Raw genomic sequence first — 21,793 nt, forward strand, 5'->3', positions numbered from 1 at the left:
GATCCCGCAGCATCCGCATGATCTGCGCCTGGACCGTGACGTCCAGCGCCGTCGTCGGCTCGTCGGCAACGAGCAGTTCCGGATCGTTGGCGATCGCCATCGCGATCATGACGCGCTGGCGCATGCCGCCCGAGAATTCATGCGGATATTGATTGATCCGGCGGTCGGGCTGGGGAATGGCGACGAGTTGCAACAGGTCCATCACCCGTTCGGTGGCGCCTTTGCCGGTCAGCCGGCGATCATGCAGGAAAAGCACCTCCCGGATCTGGTCGCCTATTCTCATGACCGGATTGAGCGACGACAGCGGATCCTGGAAGATCATCCCGATCCGGGATCCCAGCAGCGAGCGCATCTCCTTGCGCGGACGGCCGACAAGTTGCTGGTTGTTGAAGTGGACCGATCCGCTCACGACGGCATTGCGCGCCTGCAATCCAAGCGCGGCCAGCATGCTGAGGGACTTGCCCGATCCGGATTCACCGACGATGCCGAGCACGCCGCCTCGCGAGACATCCAGGTCGATGCCGCGCACCGCCTGCAATGTCCCGCCAGCGGTCGAAAAGCCGACTTTGAGGTCGCGGACCCGCAGTAGCGGCTCGCTGGCGTCCGGGACAATGTTCATCACGGCCGCCGTCATTTGGACGACCTCGGATCGAAATAGTCGCGCAGGCCATCGCCTATGAAATTGAAGCCGAGGACGATTGTCAGGATGGCCATGCCGGGCCCGAACGCGATCCACCAATTGTAGAAATAGACCGTGCCGTCCGAGATCATCGCCCCCCATTCCGGGGTCGGCGGCCTCGCGCCCAGGCCGATGAAGCTCAACGATGCGCCGAGCAGGATCACCTGTCCGAGGTCCATCGTCGCGCTGATCAGGATAGGCGTCCAGCACAGGGGCAGGATGTGCTTGGTCAGGATGCGGAAATCGCCGGCGCCGGCGGCGACCGCGGCCTCGACATGCTCCCGTTCCCGCACTTCGAGGACCTGCGCGCGCACCAGCCGCGCATAGATCGGCCACCACACCACGACCATGGCGATGGCGGCATTGCCAAGCCCCGGGCCCAGCGACGCGGCGACGGCCATGGCCAGCAGGATAGCCGGGAACGACAGGGTGATATCGACCAGCCGCATGATGGCCGCCCCGACGAACCCGCCTTTGTAGCCGGCGATCGCGCCGGCCGCCGTGCCGATGAGAACCGCGCTGATCACCACGACGACGGCGATCGGCAGGGACTGCCTGGCTCCGTGGACCGTGCGCGCGAACACGTCGCGCCCCAGCGCGTCCGTGCCCAGCAGATGGTCGGGACTGGGCGGCTGCAGCCGGCGCCCGGCGAGATCCAGCGGACTGAATCCCGAAAGCCAATGCGGAAACAGCGTCGCGAACAGCCAGAAAAGGACGACAGCGCCGCCGATGAGGAATGAAGGCGACACCCAGGACGGGAGCCGGCCGCGCATGGCCTGCGTCTGGACCGTTGCCATGGCTACCCTCATCAGTTCAACCGGACGCGCGGATTCGCGAAGACGTAGGCGATGTCGGTCAGCAGGTTGGTGATCAGGAACATCACGCCGCCGACGATGGTGACACCGATGATGGCCGGAAAATCCAGCGACCGCGCCGCGATCACCGCGTAGCTGCCGATGCCGGGCCATCCGAAGACCGCCTCTGTCAGGACCGCGCCGGTGATCAGGTAGGCGAAGGTGTAGCCCAGCACCGTGAGAACCGGCACGAGTATGTTGCGCAACGCATGCCGGAACACGACGCGCATTTCGCCGGCGCCCTTGGCGCGCGCCGTCAGGATGAATTCACGCTCCATGATTTCCAGCATGTTGGCGCGCACGATCCTGGAAATGGAGCCGGCCACCGTCCAGCCGAGGACGAGCGAGGGCAAGATGAGGTGCAGCAAAGCGTCCTTGAACGCCGCCAGATTGCCGGCCAGCAGCGTGTCGATCACCATGAAGCCCGTCACGCTGGCCGGCGGGGTCAGGCGCGGATCGAGACGCCCCGGCCCCGGCAACACCTGGTAGTGAACGGAGAACACGAAGAGGAGCGCAAGTCCCAGCCAGAATATCGGCACCGAGCTTCCGAAGAGCGAGAACAGCCGGGCGGCCTGGTCGATCACGGAGTCGCGGTAATAAGCGGCGAGCAGGCCAAGCAATATCCCGGTCGTGCTGCCGATCGCCATCGCAGCAACGACCAGCTCGAGCGTGGCCGGCAACCGCGCGGCGATGTCCCTGGACACCGGGCGGCGCGTGACGAAGGACGTCCCCATGTCGCCGGTCACAAGATTGGCGACGTAGATCACGTAGCGTTCCGGCAGGCTGCGGTCGAGCCCCCAGCGCGCCTTGGCGGCCGCCACGATCTCGGGATTGTTCATCTGCCGCTCGCTGACGATCGCCGTCAGCGGATCGCCTTTGGTGATCGTCGTCAGCAGGAACGCCAGGGTGACGATGCCGAGCAGGATGAAGGGCATCGCAACGACCCGCCTCAGGATGTAATTGAGCATTGGCCTCTCGTTCGCCACACCTCCTGTCGAGGCGCGATCATCTCTTGGGCTGACAGCGTGGCCGTGCTTGATCCGGCGACGGTCGTCGCTTCAGCACATCCCCGATATCAGGCGATCGGATCATCCCACGTGCGTGGACTGCTGGATGTCGGTCGGGCTTGGCGTTGGCGGCCACGGAAGCTGAAAGCCCGTGGCCGCCCTTGGCACTTCCGGCTGCCGATCAATCGTCGAGCGAGACTTCGTAGAGCGGCAGGATGCAGATTGCCGAGTTCCGCATGCCGTGGACCTTGCTGCTATAGGTCAGCAGCAGATTGGGGCTGATGATCGGGATGACGACGTTGGCGTTCTTGATGTTCTCGCCGATCTTGAACCAGATCTTCTCGGCTTCCTCGGGCTTGGATTTCAGGGCCTGCGCCATCAGCGTCAGATTTTCCGGGATCAGGTAGGACGGATCACGCTCCGCGCCACCACGCTTGTACCAAAGCGTTCCCTCGGCCAGCCCGAACGTCTGCACGAACTGCGACGTGCCGTAGAAGTCCGGCGAGTAGTAGCCCACCGTGAAGGGAATATTGTCGGTGCTGACCTTTTCCCGCCACGCCGACATCTCGACCGGTTTCAAATCGAGCGTGACGTTGATCTTGGCGAGATCCTGCTGGATTTTCTGCATCATGATCGAGAGGTCGACACCGTAGACGTTCAGCTTGGGGAATGTCGCGCTGAGCGTGAAGCCATCGCCCTTGCCAGCCTTGGCGAGAAGCTCCTTCGCCTTGTCGGGATTGTATTCAGGGATCGCGTGGCCGTCGGCCCCCGGGAAGTGGAGCGGGAACGGGACCGAGATCAGCTCGCCATTGCCCTCGCCTACCGTGAACTCCCTCAGCGCCTTCCGGTCGATCGCCATCGAAATCGCTTCACGGATCTCGGGCGTCATCGGGAACGGATTCTCGACGGCGCCAGGAGCCATGGCGGCATAGATGAAGTTGAACGAGGGCACGGACTCGACCTTCACGGCCGGAGACGTCAGGGTCTTGGCGGTCTCGGCGTCGACCTGCATGGCGATATCTATCTGGCCGCTCTGCAACAGCTGCGCCTGCGCGACGGAATCGGCGACCTGCCGCATCACGACTTCGTCGACCTTCGCCGGTTCGCGCCAGTAGTTTTCATTGCGCTTGAGCCTGAGTTCCGCCCCCGGCTCATAGGATTCCAGCACGAACGGGCCGGACCCCGCCGAATGCGACATGAACCAGCCTTCGCTGGCGTCCGATTGCGCGGTTTCCGGGCCGGCGATCGCCTTGCCTTGCGCCTCCGCGACGTCGCTGTTGATGATGCCGAAAAAGGTCGCGGAGATGATGTTGAGGAATTCCGAGTTCGGCCCCTTGGTCTTAACGACGACCGTCGCCGCATCGGGGGCCTCGACCGTATCGATGGTGTCCGCGAATCCGCTGCCGTTCGACTTGATGTTCTTGAGCCGCTCCCACGACCATTTGACGTCCTTGGCTTCGACTTTCGAACCGTCCGAGAAGGTCGCTTTCGGATTGAGCTTGAAGGTGAAGGTGGTCAGGTCGTCGCTCGCCTGCCAGCTCTCGGCGATGACCGGGACGAACTTGTTGTTGGCGTCCAGCGTCAGCAGCCCTTCGTAGACGGCTTCATTGTAGATGACGCACGACTCGCACCACGAGCGGTGAATATCCAGCGAGTTCACGTCCATGTCCCGCGCGATGACAAGCGTCTTGGCCGAGGCCGTGTCGACCGCGAGCGCCATTGCCATCAACGTCGTCGCCGCGAACAGGCTTTTCCAGCGCCGGCCGTGCCGAGACAAGTAACCCGATCTTCCCATTGTCATTAACAATTCCCCTTATTCGTTTTTGTACTCAGGCCGTGCACGTTCCGCCAATCGACATATGCCTTGTGCAGCGAGGCAGGCATAATTCGATCGCGGGGTACAAAGCGGACGTTCATGACCGGCTTGGGATGGTGGCGGTTGCCTCGGCCCGACCGATGCCCGAGGTTACGCAAGGGGCGTGCCAACATCGGTGAACCGCGCATCTGGGCCAATCCGTCCACCATATCGGACCGCCGGGCATCGCATGCCGCCGATCTTCTCGCAAACGCGATCATGGTCTCAATTGCGATACCGATGGCGCGACACACCGCCATTGCCATTCTGGAAGGCCCGCACGATCGGTCGGTCGCATGGCCGCGCGGTTGTTCAGCGGTTCGCCAAGGACGCCATCGATGCCGGCGCCACCGGCCTGATGTTCGAACGCAATTCCAGCAGGGCGACGTCCCGTAAACCTCCGCGAGACTGGCGCAAGTGGTTCATGGCAGCTCCGACGCCTAGGTGGCGACCGCGCTTTCACGGTGGCGGCGCTGGCCGGCCTATTCGATTTCTCCACCCACTACGCAGCTACTCCAGGGGGCTGGCCGCATATGGTCGGCAATGTCGCCATCAGGCCCGGGAGGTGGCGCGAGCAAGGCCTCGCTCAGGAACGGGTTCGACACCAGGCCGAAGGTGACCCCAACAGGTCGAATTCCAGATCCAACGGCCAAGGTCTGCCGAGCAAGGTCCCCGACCGTGCGTGATCCCGAGGCTTCGGAGCATGCCTTGCCTTCCTGCCGACCTACCGTTTTTTCACGAACACGGTCAGACCTGCGGATAACAAGGCGACCGCCGCAAGCCCAGCCATGATCATGCTGTCGGGCACACCGGGAAAGCGTCTTGTCCTCACAACAGGATGGCTATCGGCAAAGGCGGCGAGTTCGCTTGCGGCTGACACTTCGGCCGCGACATGCGGGCTTCCCAGCTCTGCTCTCAAATCATGCCGGCTTCCATGCCGTATCGAATAGGCCCGCGTCAGCTCGGCACCCAATAGAAATATGATCGAAGAATAAAACAGCCAAAGCAATATGATGAAGAGACCTCCGGCGGCACCATAGGTTGAAGCGATATTGCTTGATCCCAGGTAAAACCCTATCAGCGTCTTGCCAATTGTAAAAAGCAAAGCGGTGACGAAAGCTCCAAACATGACGTCCCGCCACTGCAGTGTCCGGTCTGGAAGAACTTTATAGATTGCGGCGAACAGAAGCGTGATCAGGGTCAACGATACCACCGCGTTGATCACCTGCAGGATCATTGCGCCAAGCGGCAGGTGCGCCGTGATGAAATCGCCCAGGATGGAAATTGCCGCTGTGGCCGCCAGGGAGACCAGCAGGAGGAAACCCAATGCAGCGACCAGGCCCAGGCTTGCCGCTCTCGCCCGCACGAGGGTCGAGAGCGATACGGGCAAGGGCTCGACCTTCCAGATCTTGTTGAGCGTCGACTGCATTTCCCCAAACACGCCGGATGCCGTAACCAGGAGCGTAACCACGCCGATAGCGGCCACCATAAGCCCTGACGATGTGTCTTGGGCGCTTCGCAGCGCGGTTTCCATCAGTTCGGCACTTTGAGGTCCCATCAACCCTGACAGTTGAGCCGACAACGCGACCTGTGCGGCATCGTGCCCGAAGGCCAGACCAGCTATGGCAACGACAATCAACAGCACCGGCGACAAGGCGGTTACCGCGAAGAAGGCCATCGCCGCGCTGTGGCTCATCGCGTCGTCGGCAAAGAAGCCGGTGATTGCTTCCTTGACGATTTCGTAGGATTCTTTCGCACTGACGAGCATTGCATAGCCCTCTGTCACATTCAGACCCGTCCAGCCAATTTCGCGCCGACCTCTCTGAACTTCCAATGGCGTCTGATCGTTCCTGCTCCCAATCCCGACATTCGTCGCCGCGAAAGACTGGCGCCTGCTCTCGGAAGCGTGAGAGCCGCCGGGGAACCTCCGACCGGCGAGCGTGTTGGTTGGCGTCACCCCAGCAATCGGATTGCAGCCAATGCCCAACGAGACTTTTCAGCCGCCTGCCGTGGTCGTCGAGCGACGGCCGATCCATGCCTTGCTGGTTCCCTTCCCGATCGTCTGTTTCACCGGCGCCCTGCTGACCGACATTGCATATTGGCGAACCGCCGAGATGATGTGGGCGGATTTCTCGGCCTGGCTGCTGACCTTCGGACTGGCGTTTGGCGTTCTGGCGGCGCTGGCCGGACTGTTCGATTTCTTCACCAACCGCCTGGTGCGCCATTATTCCCGTGGCTGGCTGCATATGATCGGCAACATCGCCGTGCTCGTGCTGTCCGTCTTCAACGCCTTCATTCACACCCGCGACGCCTGGACGTCGGTCGTGCCGACCGGGCTGACCCTCTCGGCGGTGGTTGTGGTGTTGATGATTGTCACCGCATCGATCGGCCGCTCGCTCGCAACACCTGAACTGGCGGGAGTGAACCGTTGATGCGTATCTCCAACCCGACTGGAAGATTGCAGCGCATGAGCGCTGTGATGCTGTTGAGCGCGACGGCCTTGAGCCTTGCCGCCTGCAGCGACGACGCCGCCGATCCAAGCACGCAGATCGGCCCCAATCCGACGCTGCCTGAGCCACAGCAATATCTCATACCGCCGATGAACCTGGCCAAGGTGGTCGGCTGGACCAAGGATGAAACGCCGACGGTGCCGCAAGGCCTCCAGATCCACGCCATGGCAAGCGATCTCTCGCATCCGCGATCGCTTTACACGCTCCCCAATGGCGACGTCCTGGTGATCGAGTCTCAAGGTCCCGGCACCGAGCCGATCAAGCGGCCGAAGGACTTGATCATGGGCTTTCTGCAATCGCTCTCGAGTTCCGGCACCGGCGAGAAGAAGCCGACCAACCAGATCACGCTGCTGCGCGACGCGGACGGCGATGGCGTTCCGGAAACCAGGACCGTGTTCCTCGATCATCTAGCTCGCCCTTCGGCGTCGCCCTGGTCGGCAATGATTTCTACGTCGCCAACACCGATGCGATCGTCCGTTACCCCTACACGCCGGGAGCGACCAAGATAACCGAACCCGGAACCGTGCTGACGCCATTGCCCGGCGGTCCCATCAATCACCACTGGACAAAGAGCTTGGTCGCCAGCCCTGACGGCTCCCTGCTCTATGTCGGGGTCGGATCGAACAGCAACATCACCGAAAACGGCATCCAGGCGGAGAAGGACCGCGCCGCGATCTGGGAGGTCGACAGGGCGACGGGCCGGTCGAGAATCTTCGCCAGCGGCCTGCGCAATCCGAACGGCCTGAGCTGGGAGCCCAAGACTGGCGCGCTCTGGGCCGTCGTCAACGAGCGCGACGAACTCGGTCCGAACCTGGTCCCCGACTACATGACCTCGGTCAAGGACGGTGCTTTCTACGGCTGGCCCTACAGCTATTACGGCCAGCACGTCGATCCGCGCGTCATGCCGCAGCGGCCGGATCTCGTGGCCAAGGCGATACCGCCTGACTACGCCTTGAGCTCGCATGTCGCGCCGCTGGGGATGACCTTCTACACCGGCGCCATGCTGCCGCAGGCCTATCAGGGCGGTGCGTTTGTCGGCGAGCATGGCAGCTGGAACCGGCCGGCGCTCAACGGCTACAAGGTCGTCTTCGTGCCGTTCAAGGACGGCCATCCCGACGGCATGGCGCAGGATTTCGTCACCGGCTTTCTCAACGCCAAGGATGAAGCTCGCGGGCGGCCTGTCGGGCTGGCTGTCGACAAGGCCGGCGCGCTGCTGATCGCGGACGATGTCGGCAACACGGTCTGGCGGGTGACGGCTGCAAGCAAATAGCGGGCGTTACCGAGCAGCGGCTTTTCCGGGCCGCCGTTCTGCAGCGCAGGCGCTCAGGGCTGCATCTGCATGGCAGGCGTCGCCGGCATCATGTTGGCGTTCAGGTTCGCCATGATCAACATGGAGCCGAACACCACCAGCCCCACCACGAACACGCCGAACGCCAGCGCCAGGATGTTGTTCGTGTCTTCCGGCCCGCTGGAAATGTGGAGGAAGAACACCAGATGCACGCCCATCTGTCCCACGGCCAAGGCGGCAAGCAGGATCGGCACGGCGGGGCCATAGACCAGCCCGGACTGGGCGGCCCAGAAAGATGCAAGCGTGAGAATGGCGGCCAGCGCCAGGCCGATAAGGTAGGTCTTCGCGCTCCGCGAGCCGTCCCGGTGGCGGCCGGGGGCGCGTCCCTGCGGCGTGGTGTCCTGCTCTTCCATCAGCCAGCTCCCAGATAGACGATGGTGAACACGCCGATCCATACGATGTCCAGCGCATGCCAGAAAAGCCCGAAACAGAGCAATCGCCGCATCACCATAGGGCGAAGGCCGAGCGTGCCGACCTGCGCTGCCATCACGACAAGCCAGCACAGGCCGATCGTGACATGGAGGCCGTGCGTGCCGACAAGCGTGAAAAACGCCGATAGAAAGGCGCTGTGCGTCGGACCGGCGCCCTCCGCTACCATCCGCGAGAATTCGAAGATTTCCATGAGGACGAAGGCAAGCCCCAAGGCGAATGTGACGCCGGCCCACAGGTAGATGGCCATCTTCTGCAGCCGCTCGACCGCCAGCGACATCATTCCGCAGGTGAAGCTCGATGCGAGCAAACAACCCGTTTCGATCAAGGTGTGCGTGCGGTCGAAAAGCTGGGCACCCGAGGGACCACCCGCTGTCTCCTTCGACAGCACCGCATAGGCGGCGAACAGGGCGGCGAAAATAACGATGTCGCTCAGCAGGAAAAGCCAGAAGCCGAACCGAACGACGATCTCCGGGGAAGCCGGCCCGCGTTGCGACAGCGGGACGTCACCAGCGTCCATCTCGCGCGGCACGCTGGAAGCAGCGATCGCGGTCATGCCGGCGCCCCCTCACGGTGTGACGTGTCCGCCAGTTCAGCGGCGGGAATTTCGTCGCTCGTAGCGGTGGTCCAGGCGCGGGCGAGCCCTGCCGCGACAATGCCGCCAAGGCCCGCCGTCGCCATCCACCATATGTGCCACACGAGCGCGAAGCCGAGGATGACGGCAAAGAAGGCGATGACGACGCCTATCATCGAGTTTCTCGGTATCTCGATCGGCGTCAGGGGCCGGGACTCGCTCTGTTGCGTCCGGGCGCGGTGTTTTTCGGCCCAGAAGGCGTCGCGGCCTTCGACTTCGGGCAAGACGGCGAAGTTCCATGCCGGGGCGGGCGACGGAAGCGACCATTCGAGGGTGCGGCCGTTCCACGGATCGCCTGTCTCGTCGCGGCTTGCGTCACGCTGGCGGATGCTGACGACGAGTTGGACGATGGCCAGCACGATGCCACCGGCGATGACCAGCGCGCCGATCAGCGCCACGATCATCAGGGGCTGCCATTCGGTCTCGGGATAGTGCTGCATGCGCCGCGTCGCGCCCATCAGGCCCAGCGCGTAGAGCGGCATGAAGGCAAGATAGAAACCGACGAACCAGCACCAGAAGATCGCCTTGCCCAGTCCCTCATGCAGCCTGAAGCCGAAGGCTTTGGGGAACCAGTAGGTGTAGCCGGCGAACGCGCCGAACAGCACGCCGCCGATGATGACGTTGTGGAAATGCGCCACGAGGAACAGGCTGTTATGCGTTACGAAGTCGACCGGCGGGATCGCCAGCAGCACGCCGGTCATGCCGCCGACGACGAACGTGACCATGAACCCGAGCGCCCAATAAAGGGGAACGCCGAAGCGGATTTGACCCCCATAGAGGGTGAACAGCCAATTGAAGATTTTGACGCCGGTCGGCACGGCGATGATCATCGTCATGATGCCGAAGAAGCCGTTGACGTCGGCGCCGGCGCCCATGGTGAAGAAGTGATGCAGCCAGACCATGAACGACAGCACGCAGATCGCCATCGTCGCCAGCACCATCGACCGGTAGCCGAACACCGGCTTTTCCGAGAACGTTGCAATGACCTCCGAGAATACGCCGAAGGCCGGGAGGATGAGGATGTAGACCTCCGGATGGCCCCAGGCCCAGATGAGGTTGATATACATCATGGCGTTCCCGCCAAGCTCGTTGGTGAAGAAGTGAAAACCCAGATACCGGTCGAGCAGCAGCATGGCGAAGGTCGCCGTCAGGATCGGGAAGGCGGCGATGATGAGCAGGTTCGACGCCAGCGCGGTCCAGCAGAACACCGGCATGCGCATGTAGCCCATCCCCGGTGCGCGCATCTTCAGGATCGTCGTCGTCAGGTTGATGCCCGACAGCAGCGAGCCGACGCCCGATATCTGCAGCGACCACAGGTAGTAGTCGACGCCGACACCGGGCGAATAGGCGAGCTCCGACAGCGGCGGATAGGCCAGCCACCCGGTCTTGGCGAACTCGCCGACGACGAGCGAGAGATTGACCAGCAGCACGCCCGCCGCCGTGAGCCAGAAGCTGATTGAGTTGAGCACCGGAAAGGCGACGTCGCGAATGCCGAGCTGCAGGGGCACGGCAAAGTTCATCAGCCCAACCATGAAGGTCATGGCGACGAAGAAGATCATGATCGTGCCGTGGGCGGAGAAGATCTGGTCGTAGTGTTCGGGCGGCAGGTAGCCCTGCGCCCCACCTGCGGCGAGCGCCAGTTGCGTGCGCATCATGAGCGCATCGACGAAGCCGCGCAGCAGCATGACCAGCGCCAGTACGATATACATCACCCCGATCCGCTTGTGGTCGACGCTGGTGATCCACTCCTTCCAGAGATAGGGCCAGAGCCGTTTCCAGGTGATCAGGCCAAGCACGGCAAGGCCGGCCAGCATGACCAGCGCCGAGGCCGCAAGCGGGATCGGCTGGTCGAGCGGAATGGCGGACCAGGTCAGTTTGCCGAACATGTCAGTGAGCCTGCGCATGGGAGGATGTCGGCGCGGCCGATGCCGGCATAACGCCATCGCCGCCGACGATCGCGTCGAACAGGCCGGGCGGTACCGACGCGAAAGCCCGCTGCGCATTGGAGGTTCCCGGCTGGGCGAGTGCCGCGTAGGCGGCCTGATCGAGAGCATCCGGTCCCGCGCGGGTCCTGGCCACCCAGTCGTCGAACTCCGGACCTGGTACGGCCTCGACCTCAAACCGCATGTCGGAAAAACCGCTGCCGCTGAACTGCGCCGACAGGCCAGGGTAGCGCCCGGGCTTATCCGCCAGCAGGCTGAGCCGCGTGACCATGCCCGCCATCGTGTAGATCTGGCTGCCGAGCTGGGGCACCAGGAAGCTGTTCATCACACTGGCCGACGTCAGCCTGAAGCGGATCGGCCGACCGGCGGGAACGGTGAGCCGGCCGACGCTGGCAACGCTTTGCTCCGGATAGATGAACAGCCATTTCCAGTCGAGCGAGACAACCTCGACATCCAGCGGCTGCCCTTCCGAAACCAGCGGCGCATAGGGGTCGACCTGATGCGAACCGATCCAGGCGATGCCGCCCAGGAACATGATCACAAGCGTCGGTATCGCCCAGACAACCAGCTCGATGCGGCCGGAATAATCCCAGTCAGGCAGATAACGCGCCCTGGCATTGCCGGCGCGAAACCACCAGGCCGTCACCAGCGTCAGGGCAATGACCGGGAGGATGACCGCCAGCATGATCGCCGTCGCGTTGAACAGCATCGTCCGCTCGGCCAGTGCGACGGGCCCTTGCGGATCGAGGACGCCTGCGTTTCCCATGTCCAACTTCACGGATTGGCGGAGGTGGCGAGGCGGGCTGGCGCGGTGGTGACCGCATCGCAGCCCGCGTCAGCGATATCCTCGCACCTGTCTGAACGAACAGACATTGTGCAGGCATAAATGTTCCGGTTCATCACCCGACCATCACCAAGCTTGAGGGCCGCCAGAGGGAAGCGGTTCATTCCACACCCCTCCGGCCCTGTGTGACGCGCCCTGACTAACACCGTGCAACTCAAATGGTTCAAACGCACACGCCTTTTTGAGCGTTGCGTTGGATCAATGCGTTCTCCTGTCATCGCTGTTAGCTCTTGCATGAGTCTGGTCGCGAAGCAGCGACGAATGTTGCGATCAACCCCGCTTGACTGGCACTACGGGCAACCGCGAGCGTGAGCAGGTCGCAAACGATGGGCGTCGCCTGGTCGAGGAGACAGTGCGCGAACTCCAGCGTCAAGCGGCAACGAGGGTGAAGGACATCGTATGAACGAGTCTGCTCTGCGACGCGCATTGCTGGCCATCGCCATCCTGGGCCTCGCCTTGGGTTTGGCAGCATGGCGGTTCGGGTTCGGTCCCTTCGATGCCAACATGATCTGGACGGTGGCGACCTTGCCGGTCGTGGTCGCGCTCGCCGTTTCGATCCTGCGCGACTTCTGGATCGGCAGGTTCGGCGTCGATGCGATTGCCCTGGTGTCGATGTCGGCCGCGCTGCTGCTTGGCCAACCGCTGGCCGCGGTGGTGGTCGCCATCATGTATGCCGGCGGCACCGTCCTCGAGGACTTTGCCCGCGGCCGTGCCGAGCGCAATCTCAAGGCACTCACCGACCGCTCGCCGCGTGTCGCGCATCGAACGTCAAGGCTGGGAATCGAGACCATTTCCGTCGAAGACGTTGCTGTCGGCGACGAGCTGATGGTCCTGGCCGGCGAACTGCTCCCCGTCGACGGCATCCTGCTCGATGCGTCGGCCTCTCTCGACGAGTCGGCGGTGAGCGGCGAGCCACTGCCGGAACGGCGCGGCGCAGGCGATGTGCTGCGCAGCGGCACGATCAACGCGGGAGAGTCCTTCGGCATGCGGGCTACGGCCCGCGCGGAACAGAGCACCTATGCGGCGATCGTGCGCATGGTGGCTGCAGCACAAACCGCGAAATCCCCGTTCATCCGCATGGCCGACCGCTTTGCTCTTTTCCTACTGCCGGCCACCCTGCTGGTTGCCGGCGTCGCCTGGTATGTTTCCGGCGACCCGATCCGGGCGCTTGCCGTGCTGGTCGTCGCGACGCCCTGCCCGCTCATCCTCGCTGCCCCCGTCGCCTTCATCGGCGGCGTCTCGCGTGCCGCGCGTGCCGGCATCCTGATGAAAGGCAGCGCGGCGCTGGAGGCCCTTGCGCAGGTCCGTACCGCGATCTTCGACAAGACGGGGACCTTGACCATCGGTGGCGCCGAGCTCATCGAAATCGAAGCCGCACCCGGCCGCGACGAGGACGATCTGCTGCGGCTCCTGGCATCCCTGGAACAGGCCTCGCACCATGTGCTCGCCGACTCGATCATCCGTGCGGCGCGCGGCAGGCAGCTGGTGCTTTCGCACCCGCGCGACGTCCGCGAGCATCGCGGCGCGGGCCTGAAGGGCCGGGTCGAGACAATCGCGATCGCCGCCGGATCGCGGGCCCTCGTGCTCGCCGACAGGCCCCTGCCCGACTGGGCGAAAGCCGGCGAGGAAAAATACCGGGATGAACCGGTGCTCAGGATCTTTGTCGCGTTCGGTGGCCGACTGGCCGGCGTGTTTACCTTCGGCGACGCCCTGCGTGTCGATGCGCATGACGCGCTTGCCAGGCTGCGCCTGGCTGGCATCACGCGCACGGTCATGCTCACGGGCGACGACGGCGCGGCGGCCGCGCGCATGTCCGCCTTGCTCGACCTCGACGCCGTCGTCGCCGATGCAACCCCTGTCGAGAAGGTCGCGATGGTCGAGGCCGAGAAGGCCCTGGCCCCGACAATGATGGTCGGCGATGGCATCAACGATGCACCCGCCCTTGCCGCGGCCACGGTCGGCGTCGCCATGGGCGCGCGCGGCGCGACCGCCTCCTCGGAGGCGGCGGACGTCATCGTACTGGCGGACCGGCTGGAGCCCGTGGCCGAGGCAGTTGCGATTGCGCGGCGAACGCGGGCGATTGCCTTGCAGAGCATCATCGCCGGGCTGGCGCTGTCGGGCCTGGCAATGATCGCGGCGGCCATGGGGCAGATTACCCCCGTTGCCGGGGCGCTGCTGCAGGAGGCGATCGACGTGGCGGTCATCCTGAACGCATTGCGGGCCCTTGGCGATCGACATAGCGCGCGCGCATAGTGGACGACAACGGGATCGGTGAATGGCCATGGCACAGCAGAATATCGTGGTTTGCAGCAAATGCGGCGGTCTCAACCGCCTGCCGCCCGAACGCAACGCCATGCAGGCGAAATGCGGAAAGTGCGGCGTCAGGCTGTTTTCAGGGCATCCTGAAGATGTCGACGGCGCGACTTTCGACCGTCAGGTCGCGCGCAGTAGCGTGCCGGTTGTCGTCGACATCTGGGCGCCCTGGTGCGGTCCCTGCAAGGCGATGGCTCCGGCCTATGAAGCCGCGGCAAACGAGTTGGAGCCGCATGTCCGCCTGATCAAGCTGAATTCCGACAATGAAGAGGCTGTTGCAGCCCGGCTCGGCATTCGCGGCATCCCGACCATGATCCTCTTTCATGGCGGCCGGGAGATTGCGCGGACATCCGGCGCAATGGCGGCCGGCCAGATCGTCAGGTGGGTTCGCGACCGCCTGCCGACGGTCGGCGCCTGAAGCCGCCGCCCCGTGGATCCGCTGATCGCCAGGCTCGGACTGGCCCTGGCAATCGGCCTGCTCGTCGGCCTGGAGCGTGGCTGGCAAGAACGGGATGCACCCGATCGCAGCCGCACGGCGGGCATCCGCACGTTCGGCATATCCGGCCTGCTCGGCGGGGTTCTCGCCGCCCTGGCCAACGCGCTCGGCACGGTCTCCGTACTGGTTGGCGGCTTCATCGCCTTCGCGGCGATCTTTGCCTGGTACAAGGCCCGCGAGGCTGCCCATGACGAGGATTTCAGCGTCACAGGCGTGATCGCCGGGCTCGGCGTTTTCGCGCTCGGTGCGCTTGCCGTCGCCGGTGACTATCGAGCGGCTGCGGCCGGTGGCGCGGCATTGGCGGCAATCCTGGCCAGCCGCCAGGTCCTGCATGGTCTCTTGAAGCGACTGACCTGGATCGAACTGCGGTCGGCTCTGATCCTGGCGGTGATGACGGCGATCGTCCTGCCTGTGCTGCCGAACCGGACGATGGACCCATGGGGCGGCTTCAATCCGTGGGAGGTCTGGTTCCTGACGGTGCTGATGGCCTCGATTTCATTCGCCGGCTACGTCGCTGTCCGCGTCCTGGGAAATACGCGCGGCCTGCTCGTCAGTTCACTCGCCGGTGCCATCGTCTCTTCCACCGCCGTGACCTTGGCGCTGGCCCGCAACGCCGCCCTGGCAAGCAACCCGCTGCCGCTCGCGGGAGCGGCAGCGTTGGCTGCCATGGTTTCCGTGCTGCGCGTCTGCGCCGTGGTCTTGATCATCGAGCCAAGCGTCCTGGCCTGGGTCGGCATTCCGGCCATCGCGGCAGCCCTTGTCTTCGCTGGCTGCGGCGCCTTGCTGCTCGCTCGCGGCAGCGGCAACGGCGAAGGTGGCGCACTTGCGCGCAATCCGTTCGAACTGGGTCCTCTGCTTCTGTTCGCCGTGCTCTTCGCCATTGTCGCGACCGCGAGCGCTGCGGTGGCGCCCCGGTTCGGCGGCGGGGGCCTGCTGGCTACTTCGGCGCTGGCGGGCATGTTCGATGTCGACGTTTCGGTGCTCGGTGCCTTGCGGCTGGTCAGGCATTCGGTCCCTGCCCAGACGATCGGTCAGGCGGTGATGGCGGCGCTGGCGGCAAATGCGGTCGGCCGCCTGTCGCTGGCGGTGTTTGCCGGTCCGATCCGCTTCTGGCTGCCGCTGGCCGGCGCAACCCTGGCCGCCGCGACCGCCGGCTACGGCGCCATGGTGTTGCTTGGTTCGGGATAGAAGCGCGGGGCTGCCGTTCCGGCGCCGGTCGCTTCAAGGCGTGATGGTTATCTCGGTTTCGGCCTTGCCGTACAGCCTGACCAGCTCGAAGAGGCGACGGGCGTTAGCGGGGTGAAGCCGCACGCAACCGTGAGATACGGGACGTCCGAGCCTGCTGATCTCGTTCGTGCCATGGATGGCAAATCCGCCGCGAAAGAAGATCGAATATGGCATCGGCGACCGGTGATACCGCGTGGAAAACCACGTCCGCTCAAGCCTGATCGGTTGAAAGTGCCCGATCGGCGTCCGGTAGCCCCGCCGTGCCGTTGACACAGCCCAGTCGTAGCGGTCTCCGCCGGCCACTTCGACCATCATGCTTTGCGTTGAAAGGTCGATCAGAACTTCGACTTTTGCCGCAAATGCACCCGTTGCCGGGAAACATGCGACCAACAGGACCGTGAGGGCCAACCAAGTGCGCACTGTTTTTCCTTTGCAGCCGGCGAAACATCCATGCACTCCCTTCCTATTCCTTTCCGGCGCGACCGATTTGATCCACATCACGGCCATGCCCGCCATGGAGGGTGATTGACGCGTATCAAAGCCGGCTGAACCCACGCCTGTTACCCAAGACGCATGACGACGTAGGCGCGTCGCGCGCCGCTCTATCGACAGACAACAAGGTGTGGACATGAAGGAACTGCCGCTTGCCGAGGTCTATCGGCTGATAGAACCCGGTCCCGTCGTTCTGCTGACAACCCGGGCCAAGGGGCGCGCCAATGTCATGACCATGTCGTGGCACATGATGGTGGAGTTCACACCGCCAACGATTGCCTGCGTGGTGTCGAGCGGCGACTTCTCCTTTGCCGCGTTGCGTGACACCGAGGAGTGCGTCATCGCGATTCCGGCGGCAGGGCTGGCGGAAAAAGTCGTGGAGATCGGCAATTGCTCGGGCCGGGACAGGGACAAGTTCGCCACGATCTGGCTGACGCCGCTGCCGGCCGAGCGGGTCGCAGCGCCCCTGGTCGCCGAATGCTTCGCCAATCTCGAATGCCGCGTCGTCGATACGCGGCTTGTCGACACATACAATCTTTTCGTCCTGGAGGTCGTGAAGGCGTGGGTCGATCCTGGGCAACCGAGGCCGAAAACCATCCACCATGTTGGCAACGGAGGTTTCGTGGTGGACGGAGAGATCATCCATTTCCAGTCGAACATGCCTTGATGCCCGCCGCTCGACCGCCTTCATGGAGCGCATGTCTCGCGCGCTCTGGTTTCAGTTTAGCCTTAACCACAGAAGAAGAGCCGCACCGATGAGCTACAAATCCATTCTGCTGAATGTGGACATAGACAGCCCCATCGGCCCTGCCGTGAACCTGGCTGTCGATCTTGCCAAGCACTTCAAAGCACGGTTGGTCGGGTTCTGCGCAGCCGATGCACCGCTGCCGGTTACGATGGCGCCTGAGGGCGCCGCCATAGCCGCCGAGGTCTGGCAGCAGATGAGGGATGACATCCAGCAGCGGTTCAAGGACCTGCATGCGGAGTTCGACGGCCTGGTCGCCGGTTCGGTGGCGACGGAATGGCGCGATGCGCTCGGCAATCCCAGCCACGCCCTGGTCGCGACGTCGAGGATTGCGGATTTGATTGTCACCGGCGCCTCGCAAGGGGCTTCCACGGGAGATTCCTACCGCGCTGTCGATCCCGGCAATCTGGCGCTGCGCGCCGGCAGGCCGCTGCTGATCGCGTCAAGCAACGCGCACGCGCCGATAGGCAAGATCGTGGTCGCCTGGAAGGACACGCGCGAAGCGAGACGCGCGGTGGCCGACGCGGTGCCGCTGATGGCGATGGCAAAGGAGGTAGTCGTGGTCACGGTTGCTTCCGAGCCTGACTCCGAGACCAATGCCGGCATCAAGGACGTCGCGACCTTCCTCGCCGGGCATGGCGTCACGGCGCGCACCGAAGTGCTGAAGGCCGAGGACGAGAGCGCCAGGCTGGCCGACTTCCTGAGCACCGCCAATGCAGACCTCATCGTGTCGGGCGCCTATGGACACAGTCGCATCAGGGAATGGGTGTTCGGCGGCGTTACCCGCTCGCTGCTCGACGACATCCGGCTTTGCCGCTTCATGTCAAACTGACCGCCGCCCTCGACGGGCTCTGGCGTCGCCAGCCAGTGACGGCCGTGGCGTCGGTCGGCTTGCAAGGGAGTTATAGCAAATGCCTTACGCGACCGAGAGAGAGCTTCCGCCCTCTGTCAGGGCGCACCTGCCCCTGCATGCCCAGGAGATCTTTCGCGCTGCCTTCAACAACGCCTGGGACGAATATGCGGACCGTGAAGGGCGCGAGGAGATCGCCCACCGCGTCGCCTGGGCCGCCGTGAAGCGCCTGTATCGCAAGGAAGGGAGCGACTGGGTGCCGGTTTGAGCGGCCCGCGCCATCTGTTCGAAATCAAAACCATGCGTGGCGACGCGCTGTTCGCCATCGTGCTCGGCGATCGTCGCCGCACATCCGGCGCTATGCATGCTTCGCGCATGCGCCGCGGCGGCCAATCCGGCCGCCGCGAGCGACTGCCCCGTCAGATGATCGAGATTCGGTCTTCCACCATCCGCACACCCGGCGACGACCACGCGGCGCGCTCCGCCGCCTGACGGTCGGACCAGGCCTTGACCTTGCCGTCGAGCGTCACCTTACCGTCCGTCACGTGCACGCGGATGGCCTGCGCCTCGGTTTCCGCATCGCGCTTCAGCGCATCCTCGATGCGCTTCTTGATGTCGATTCCCGACGCACGCGGGGTGATTTCGATCTGGTTGGCCACGCCGACGACGCCGGCCAGCCCGCGCACGGCTTCGGCCGCGGCATTCTTCTGATACTGCCATTCGACCTGACCGGTCAGCGTGATCCAGCCGTCCTGGACCTTGACCTGCACCGTGTCTCTCGGGATGGAGACATTCCAGGTGACCGCATTGACGGCGCGCTTGGCGATCTCGTCGTCGGCGGTTCCCTTCTGTCCGATCAACCGGACTTCGATTTCCTCCGCGATGCCCTTCACGCCCTTGACGCGCTTGACGACATTTTCCGCGGTGGTCTTTTCCCAGTAGGAAGACACATGCCCTGTGAGGGTGACGATGCCATCTTCCACGGCGACGCCGATGTGCGCGGCATCGATGCTCGGTTCGAACTCCAGCTCGTCCAGAATGTTCTGACGCAGTGTTAGATCCATCATGATCCGTCTCCTATCGTTTGGGATTTACGCCCCCGCGGAGACAAACCATGCCCTGCGCATATGCTCATTGATCTGGCGCAACTGTTGCCGGCTTTCGGGAACCACCGACCTGAGGCGCTCAGCGGCCCCAGATGATCCGCGCTTCGTCTCTTGGCGTCGCAGCCGGCAAGGCTTGCGGCCGGCCGACAATGATGGGGGCAACCGGTTTCAGTGCGAGGGGAATGCCAAGCTCCTCCTTCACGGACGCCTCGTTGAGCCAGGGCCGCGACAACCCGATCCAGCATGTCCCCAGGCCCCGGGCATGAGCCGCCAGCATCAGAGTGAGCGCGGCAAGGCAGCAATCCTCGTCGGACTGCCGTTCTTCGTTCGTCGCGCAGATCACGACCAGGGCCGGTGCATCGTGGAAGATCTTGAACTCCTTGTCGGCAAGATGACCAGCCAGCGGTGACCCTTCGGGCAGGTTGGCGATGGCGTAGCGCTTGGCCTCATCCGACAATCCCCGCAGCCGCGCGGAACCGTTGATCACGACGAAGGCCCATGGCTGGAGGTTCATGGCACTCGGCGCCAGGGTGGCGGCCGCGATCAGCTCGCCGATCAGATCATTGTCGATCTGCTCGTCAGTGTAGGAGCGGACCGCTCGCCGCGTCCGCAACCCTTCCATCAGTTCCATGGATCACCTTCGGGAACGCCTGTGTGGGAACGCTTCAAATCGCGTGGTGTTCTGGCATGCGTTTTCATGAACCGCTTTGCCTTGGATCAATTCGTCCGCCTTCGGCGACGGCTAGGCTGGCGAGGCTGGAATATCCCGCCCCGCCCGCACGGCGAACCCCTTCCCTCGCAGCCAAGGTTGGAGCATCTGCGCCAGCCGGCTGCGCAATAAGACGAAGCCAACCCAATGCTCGCTCCTGCCGCGATCTTCCCGATAGAGACGCATGGCCTGTCCAAGGCATTCGACCGGAACGTGGTCGTCGACCATGTTGATCTGCAGGTCCGCCAGCGCGAGGTCTTCGGCTTGATCGGCCCCAATGGCGCGGGAAAATCAACATTGATCAAGATGTTGGCGACGCTGCTGCCGCCAACCGGTGGCGACGCCACCATTGCGGGCTACGACCTGCGGCGCCAGGCACGGCACATTCGTGCCCGCATCGGTTACGTACCGCAGTTGCTTTCGGCCGATGGGGCGCTCACAGGCTACGAGAACCTGCTCCTGTCGGCACGGCTCTATCTCATTCCGCGCGCCGAGCGTGAACAGCGGATCGCGGAGGCGCTGGAGATGACGGAACTTGCCGGAGTGGCCGATCGCCTGGCGCAGCACTACTCCGGCGGCATGCTGCGAAGGCTGGAGATCGCGCAAAGCACGCTGCACCGGCCTGCCTTGCTGATCATGGATGAGCCGACCGTCGGCCTGGATCCCGTGGCACGCACCGCGATCTGGAACCACGTGCGCAATCTGAGGGATCGTTTCGGCACCACCATTCTCGTCACCACGCATGTCATGGAAGAGGTCGAGGCGCTGTGCGACCGCGTTGGCATCATGCATCGCGGACGCCTGGAAAAGGTCGGAACGCCTGCCGAACTGAAAGCCGGCGTCGGTCCATCGGCCACGCTCGACGACGTCTTCATGGCGATCGCCGGCGGCGACGTCGAGGCGGGTGGCGACTACCGGGATGTCCGGCAAACGCGCAGGAGCGCCAGCGATCATGGCTAGGTTTGCGGAAGCAATCATGGACTACGGCACCGAGGTTCATGCCGTGGCCGACGCGGAACTGCGCAAACTGCGGCACGATCCGAGCGAGATCCTCACGCGCGCCATCCAGCCGGCAATCTGGCTTGTTCTGTTCGGCGAAGTCATGGCTCAGGTGCGCGGCCTGACCTCGGGCAACGGCCGCTATCTCGACTTCCTGGCGCCGGGCATTCTTGCCCAAAGTGTGCTGTTCGCGGCGATCTTCTACGGCATCGCCGCCATCTGGGAACGTGACCTCGGCATCCTCCATCGCTACATGGTCAGCCCCGCGCCCCGCAGCGCCCTCGTCCTCGGCAAAGCGCTCTCATCCGCCGTTCGCGGCCTGACGCAGGCGGTGGTGGTCTATCTCCTCGCGCTGGCCCTCGGTATCAACGTCGACCTGAGCCCTTTGAGCTTGCTTGGCGTGGCGTGCATGATCGCGCTCGGGTCAGGCTTGTTCTCGACCTTCTCGCTGATCATCGCCTGCATCGTGAAGACGCGCGAGCGCTTCATGGGCATCGGGCAGGTCCTCACGATGCCGATCTTCTTCGCCAGCAACGCCATCTATCCAATCGACATTATGCCAGGCTGGCTGCGAACGATCTCGCTCGCCAACCCGCTTACCTACCAGGTCGACGCCCTGCGGACGCTGATGCTGGTGGGCGGAGAGAGCAAGTTCGGGCTTGCCGTCGATTGTCTCGTGCTGGCAGCCACCCTTGCCGCCCTGGTTGCGATTGCCGCAAGGCTGTATCCGCGCATGACCGCATGAAGCCCCGC

The 21,793-nt window shown here is 64.0% G+C and carries 21 protein-coding genes and 1 pseudogene; 10 read left to right on the plus strand and 12 right to left on the minus strand.

Annotated features, from left to right (window positions below; all coding sequences use genetic code 11):
• From WC739_RS08945 to WC739_RS08965, 5 genes are all read right to left on the minus strand, one after another.
• Nucleotides 1–622: ABC transporter ATP-binding protein (locus tag WC739_RS08945; RefSeq protein WP_372952697.1), on the minus strand; the 622-nt coding region annotated here is incomplete at its 3' end.
• A gap of 8 nt (nucleotides 623–630) precedes the next feature.
• Nucleotides 631–1,476, minus strand: a complete 846-nt coding sequence (locus WC739_RS08950; RefSeq protein ID WP_372952669.1) for an ABC transporter permease — start codon at nucleotides 1,474–1,476, stop codon at nucleotides 631–633.
• A gap of 11 nt (nucleotides 1,477–1,487) precedes the next feature.
• The gene (locus tag WC739_RS08955) at nucleotides 1,488–2,501 is read right to left on the minus strand and encodes an ABC transporter permease (protein WP_372952670.1); all 1,014 of its coding nucleotides are present in this window, start codon (nucleotides 2,499–2,501) and stop codon (nucleotides 1,488–1,490) included.
• A 220-nt stretch (nucleotides 2,502–2,721) separates the two neighbouring features.
• Entirely contained in the window at nucleotides 2,722–4,341 is a 1,620-nt protein-coding gene (locus WC739_RS08960) for an ABC transporter substrate-binding protein (RefSeq protein ID WP_372952671.1), read from the minus strand.
• A 778-nt stretch (nucleotides 4,342–5,119) separates the two neighbouring features.
• Nucleotides 5,120–6,163, minus strand: a complete 1,044-nt coding sequence (locus WC739_RS08965) for a YihY/virulence factor BrkB family protein (RefSeq protein WP_372952672.1) — start codon at nucleotides 6,161–6,163, stop codon at nucleotides 5,120–5,122.
• A 211-nt stretch (nucleotides 6,164–6,374) separates the two neighbouring features.
• Between WC739_RS08965 and WC739_RS08970 the strand changes: the two genes are divergently transcribed.
• Nucleotides 6,375–6,827, plus strand: a complete 453-nt coding sequence (locus WC739_RS08970) for a DUF2231 domain-containing protein (protein WP_372952673.1) — start codon at nucleotides 6,375–6,377, stop codon at nucleotides 6,825–6,827.
• A 35-nt stretch (nucleotides 6,828–6,862) separates the two neighbouring features.
• Nucleotides 6,863–8,175: pseudogene (locus WC739_RS08975) on the plus strand (sorbosone dehydrogenase family protein).
• Between the two features lie 53 nt (nucleotides 8,176–8,228).
• On the opposite strand, the gene cyoD reads toward WC739_RS08975, so the two are convergent.
• The 4 genes from cyoD to cyoA are packed head-to-tail and all read right to left on the minus strand — an operon-like array spanning nucleotide 8,229 to nucleotide 12,025.
• The gene (gene cyoD / locus WC739_RS08980; protein ID WP_372952674.1) at nucleotides 8,229–8,606 is read right to left on the minus strand and encodes a cytochrome o ubiquinol oxidase subunit IV; all 378 of its coding nucleotides are present in this window, start codon (nucleotides 8,604–8,606) and stop codon (nucleotides 8,229–8,231) included.
• Complete coding sequence (gene cyoC / locus WC739_RS08985; protein ID WP_372952675.1) at nucleotides 8,606–9,238, minus strand: cytochrome o ubiquinol oxidase subunit III; 633 nt, start codon at nucleotides 9,236–9,238, stop codon at nucleotides 8,606–8,608. The genes cyoD and cyoC overlap by 1 nt, the downstream gene beginning before the upstream one ends.
• Entirely contained in the window at nucleotides 9,235–11,202 is a 1,968-nt protein-coding gene (gene cyoB / locus WC739_RS08990; RefSeq protein ID WP_372952698.1) for a cytochrome o ubiquinol oxidase subunit I, read from the minus strand. The genes cyoC and cyoB overlap by 4 nt, the downstream gene beginning before the upstream one ends.
• 1 nt (nucleotide 11,203) lies before the next feature.
• Nucleotides 11,204–12,025 (minus strand): ubiquinol oxidase subunit II, encoded by an 822-nt coding sequence (cyoA, locus tag WC739_RS08995; RefSeq protein ID WP_372952676.1) that lies wholly within the window; start codon nucleotides 12,023–12,025, stop codon nucleotides 11,204–11,206.
• 477 nt (nucleotides 12,026–12,502) lie between these two features.
• Here cyoA and WC739_RS09000 point away from each other — a divergent pair, with 477 nt between their 5' ends.
• The 3 genes from WC739_RS09000 to WC739_RS09010 are packed head-to-tail and all read left to right on the plus strand — an operon-like array spanning nucleotide 12,503 to nucleotide 16,100.
• Entirely contained in the window at nucleotides 12,503–14,356 is a 1,854-nt protein-coding gene (locus WC739_RS09000; RefSeq protein ID WP_372952677.1) for a heavy metal translocating P-type ATPase, read from the plus strand.
• 28 nt (nucleotides 14,357–14,384) lie between these two features.
• A complete protein-coding gene (gene trxC, locus WC739_RS09005) occupies nucleotides 14,385–14,834 on the plus strand; it encodes a thioredoxin TrxC (RefSeq protein ID WP_372952678.1) in 450 nt (149 codons plus the stop codon).
• Nucleotides 14,835–14,846: 12 nt separating this feature from the next.
• On the plus strand, nucleotides 14,847–16,100 hold the full coding sequence (locus WC739_RS09010) for an MgtC/SapB family protein (RefSeq protein ID WP_372952679.1): 1,254 nt from the start codon (nucleotides 14,847–14,849) through the stop codon (nucleotides 16,098–16,100).
• 33 nt (nucleotides 16,101–16,133) lie between these two features.
• On the opposite strand, the gene WC739_RS09015 is transcribed toward WC739_RS09010, so the two are convergent.
• On the minus strand, nucleotides 16,134–16,694 hold the full coding sequence (locus WC739_RS09015) for a L,D-transpeptidase (protein WP_372952680.1): 561 nt from the start codon (nucleotides 16,692–16,694) through the stop codon (nucleotides 16,134–16,136).
• A gap of 73 nt (nucleotides 16,695–16,767) precedes the next feature.
• On the opposite strand from WC739_RS09015, the gene WC739_RS09020 reads away from it, so the two are divergent.
• From WC739_RS09020 to WC739_RS09030, 3 genes are all read left to right on the plus strand, one after another.
• Nucleotides 16,768–17,298, plus strand: a complete 531-nt coding sequence (locus tag WC739_RS09020) for a flavin reductase family protein (protein ID WP_372952681.1) — start codon at nucleotides 16,768–16,770, stop codon at nucleotides 17,296–17,298.
• A gap of 88 nt (nucleotides 17,299–17,386) precedes the next feature.
• Complete coding sequence (locus tag WC739_RS09025) at nucleotides 17,387–18,208, plus strand: universal stress protein (protein WP_372952682.1); 822 nt, start codon at nucleotides 17,387–17,389, stop codon at nucleotides 18,206–18,208.
• A gap of 79 nt (nucleotides 18,209–18,287) precedes the next feature.
• The gene (locus WC739_RS09030) at nucleotides 18,288–18,494 is read left to right on the plus strand and encodes a ChaB family protein (protein WP_372952683.1); all 207 of its coding nucleotides are present in this window, start codon (nucleotides 18,288–18,290) and stop codon (nucleotides 18,492–18,494) included.
• Nucleotides 18,495–18,645: 151 nt separating this feature from the next.
• On the opposite strand, the gene WC739_RS09035 is transcribed toward WC739_RS09030, so the two are convergent.
• Both WC739_RS09035 and WC739_RS09040 read right to left on the minus strand, forming a co-directional pair.
• Nucleotides 18,646–19,293: a BON domain-containing protein gene (locus tag WC739_RS09035; protein ID WP_372952684.1), complete on the minus strand. Its 648-nt coding sequence runs from the start codon at nucleotides 19,291–19,293 to the stop codon at nucleotides 18,646–18,648.
• A gap of 118 nt (nucleotides 19,294–19,411) precedes the next feature.
• The gene (locus tag WC739_RS09040; RefSeq protein ID WP_372952685.1) at nucleotides 19,412–19,963 is read right to left on the minus strand and encodes a nitroreductase family protein; all 552 of its coding nucleotides are present in this window, start codon (nucleotides 19,961–19,963) and stop codon (nucleotides 19,412–19,414) included.
• A 225-nt stretch (nucleotides 19,964–20,188) separates the two neighbouring features.
• Here WC739_RS09040 and WC739_RS09045 point away from each other — a divergent pair, with 225 nt between their 5' ends.
• Nucleotides 20,189–21,001 (plus strand): ABC transporter ATP-binding protein, encoded by an 813-nt coding sequence (locus tag WC739_RS09045; protein ID WP_372952686.1) that lies wholly within the window; start codon nucleotides 20,189–20,191, stop codon nucleotides 20,999–21,001.
• Between the two features lie 16 nt (nucleotides 21,002–21,017).
• On the plus strand, nucleotides 21,018–21,785 hold the full coding sequence (locus tag WC739_RS09050; RefSeq protein WP_372952687.1) for an ABC transporter permease: 768 nt from the start codon (nucleotides 21,018–21,020) through the stop codon (nucleotides 21,783–21,785).
• Nucleotides 21,786–21,793 lie beyond the last annotated feature (8 nt).

This window comes from Mesorhizobium sp., from assembly GCF_041661565.1.
Taxonomy (GTDB): domain Bacteria; phylum Pseudomonadota; class Alphaproteobacteria; order Rhizobiales; family Rhizobiaceae; genus Mesorhizobium.

Excerpts from the sequence above, each read along its gene's own strand:
- trxC (WP_372952678.1), top strand. The coding sequence starts at position 14,385 with ATGGCACAGCAGAATATCGTGGTTTGCAGCAAATGCGGCGGTCTCAAC.
- WC739_RS08955 (WP_372952670.1), bottom strand. The coding sequence starts at position 2,501 with ATGCTCAATTACATCCTGAGGCGGGTCGTTGCGATGCCCTTCATCCTG.
- WC739_RS09000 (WP_372952677.1), top strand. The coding sequence starts at position 12,503 with ATGAACGAGTCTGCTCTGCGACGCGCATTGCTGGCCATCGCCATCCTG.
- WC739_RS09020 (WP_372952681.1), top strand. The coding sequence starts at position 16,768 with ATGAAGGAACTGCCGCTTGCCGAGGTCTATCGGCTGATAGAACCCGGT.
- cyoD (WP_372952674.1), bottom strand. The coding sequence starts at position 8,606 with ATGGAAGAGCAGGACACCACGCCGCAGGGACGCGCCCCCGGCCGCCAC.
- WC739_RS09035 (WP_372952684.1), bottom strand. The coding sequence starts at position 19,293 with ATGATGGATCTAACACTGCGTCAGAACATTCTGGACGAGCTGGAGTTC.
- WC739_RS09030 (WP_372952683.1), top strand. The coding sequence starts at position 18,288 with ATGCCTTACGCGACCGAGAGAGAGCTTCCGCCCTCTGTCAGGGCGCAC.
- WC739_RS09050 (WP_372952687.1), top strand. The coding sequence starts at position 21,018 with ATGGACTACGGCACCGAGGTTCATGCCGTGGCCGACGCGGAACTGCGC.
- WC739_RS08965 (WP_372952672.1), bottom strand. The coding sequence starts at position 6,163 with ATGCTCGTCAGTGCGAAAGAATCCTACGAAATCGTCAAGGAAGCAATC.
- WC739_RS08960 (WP_372952671.1), bottom strand. The coding sequence starts at position 4,341 with ATGACAATGGGAAGATCGGGTTACTTGTCTCGGCACGGCCGGCGCTGG.
- WC739_RS08950 (WP_372952669.1), bottom strand. The coding sequence starts at position 1,476 with ATGGCAACGGTCCAGACGCAGGCCATGCGCGGCCGGCTCCCGTCCTGG.
- cyoC (WP_372952675.1), bottom strand. The coding sequence starts at position 9,238 with ATGACCGCGATCGCTGCTTCCAGCGTGCCGCGCGAGATGGACGCTGGT.
- WC739_RS09025 (WP_372952682.1), top strand. The coding sequence starts at position 17,387 with ATGAGCTACAAATCCATTCTGCTGAATGTGGACATAGACAGCCCCATC.
- WC739_RS09045 (WP_372952686.1), top strand. The coding sequence starts at position 20,189 with ATGCTCGCTCCTGCCGCGATCTTCCCGATAGAGACGCATGGCCTGTCC.
- WC739_RS08970 (WP_372952673.1), top strand. The coding sequence starts at position 6,375 with ATGCCCAACGAGACTTTTCAGCCGCCTGCCGTGGTCGTCGAGCGACGG.
- cyoA (WP_372952676.1), bottom strand. The coding sequence starts at position 12,025 with ATGGGAAACGCAGGCGTCCTCGATCCGCAAGGGCCCGTCGCACTGGCC.
- WC739_RS09040 (WP_372952685.1), bottom strand. The coding sequence starts at position 19,963 with ATGGAACTGATGGAAGGGTTGCGGACGCGGCGAGCGGTCCGCTCCTAC.
- cyoB (WP_372952698.1), bottom strand. The coding sequence starts at position 11,202 with ATGTTCGGCAAACTGACCTGGTCCGCCATTCCGCTCGACCAGCCGATC.